Source organism: Vibrio sp. 10N.222.48.A3, from assembly GCF_041475345.1.
Lineage (GTDB): Bacteria > Pseudomonadota > Gammaproteobacteria > Enterobacterales > Vibrionaceae > Vibrio > Vibrio tasmaniensis_A.
Genome location: NZ_JBFRVX010001176.1, coordinates 1 through 1901 on the forward strand (window position 1 = coordinate 1; position 1901 = coordinate 1901).

Annotated in this window: 1 protein-coding gene; it reads right to left on the reverse strand. The window is 47.7% G+C overall.

What is annotated here, in order from left to right:
* A partial coding sequence (gene xsc, locus AB4653_RS24745; RefSeq protein ID WP_372105555.1) for a sulfoacetaldehyde acetyltransferase occupies window positions 1-1774 on the reverse strand: 1774 nt, incomplete at its 3' end.
* Window positions 1775-1901: the final 127 nt, after the last annotated feature.

Here is a 1901-nt window from a genome sequence, read left to right on the forward strand (position 1 = left end):
GTGTTGATAGTGCATCTCGGCGGAACGGGTCGCCCAATTCCTGAGTACACATGATTTCAATGATGGTTGTTTTGCCTTCGTTCATCTGCATGTCGATGGCTTTTTGCAAGGTTGGACCTACATCTTCTAGCTTATCAACCGTGATACCTTCAGCACCCATTGCTCGTGCAATCTCTGCAAAGCTTTGGTTTTCAAGTTCACCGGCAACAAAGCGTCGGTTGTAGAAGTCGACTTGGTTCTTCTTCTCTGCACCCCATTGACGGTTGTGGAATACCACAGCTGTCACTGGAATGTTATGGCGAACACATGTCATGGTTTCCATCAGGCTCATGCCCCACGCACCGTCGCCTGCATATGAAATAGCGGGACGATGAGGTGCCGCAGCTTTCGCACCAATGATGGTCGGGAATGCGTAACCACAGTTACCGAAACTCATTGCAGCAAAGAAGCTGCGTGGTTTTTCAAAGCGTAAGTAGCTGTTTGCCACTGAGTTGATGTTACCGATATCCGTCGAGACCATAACGTCTTCAGGCATCGCTTTTTCTAGCTCACGCAGTACTTGGCGTGGGTGTAGGTATTCACCACCAGAGAACGGAGTCTCGTGTGAGTTTTCCTCAATCATATCTAAGCTGAACGAGTCACGTTCGTGTGTCCACTCATCAAGCTCTTTTTCCCAAAGTGCTTTTTCTGTAGCGACGGTATCTTGGCGAGCGCCTTTGTTGTCATCACACAACAGTGCACGACCTTCCAACCTTTCAGATAGAGCAACCGCTGCTGCTTTTGCATCACCACAGATACCAACCGAAATCTTCTTAACCAGACCAAGCATCTTGTTGTCTGCATCAATCTGAATGATTTTCGCGTTCTTCGGCCAGTAGTCCATGCCATGTTGAGGCAAGGTACCAAATGGACCAAGACGTGTACCCAAAGCGATAACCACATCCGCTTGAGCCATCAATTTCATTGCTGCTTTCGAACCTTGGTAGCCTAAAGGACCACACCATAATGGGTGACTCGCAGGGAAAGAGTCATTGTGTAGGTAGCTGTTCACTACAGGTGCACCTAGTCTTTCTGCTAATGCCGCACACTCTTGAACTGCATCAGCCATTACCACACCGCCACCGGAAATGATGACTGGGAATTTCGCTTCAGCTATCAAGTCTGCTGCTTCATTCAGAGATTTCTCACCACCAGGACCACGGTCTAAACGCGCTGGTTTAGGGATTTCAGTTTGAGTTTCACCGTAGAAGTAGTCACGAGGAATATTTAGCTGAGTTGGACCCATTTCGCTCATCGCACGGTCGAAGCATCGGCCTGTGTATTCCGCCATACGATCTGGGTGCGTTACGTGTCCTTGATACTTAGTGAACTCTTGGAACATTGGAAGCTGGTTACATTCTTGGAAACCACCTAAGCCCATTGTTTTAGTGCCTGTCTCTGGCGTCACAATTACGACCGGGCTATGTGCCCAGAACGCAGCTGCAATTGCTGTTACACAGTTACTGATACCCGGGCCATTTTGCCCGATGACTACACCGTGGCGACCCGATACACGGGAGTAACCATCTGCCATGTGGGCAGCGCCTTGCTCGTGTACTACTGGGACCAATCGAATGCCAGCAGGAGCAAAGATATCCATTGCGTCCATAAATGCCGACCCCATGATGCCGAACATATCGGTAACATCATTAGCAACCATAGTTTCAACGAACGCTTCTGATGGTGTCATTGTTACTGTGCCGGAAACAACCGTACGTTTTTCTTGCTCGCTCATTCTTCCATTCTCCTTGAGTTAACCAAAATTTCATTTTTCGGAATGAATTGTCTCTTTTTCGAATTCATTTTCACCTTAGTAGTAGAATTTTTGCGCGTCAACTTTTTATATTAAATTGGAACAATTC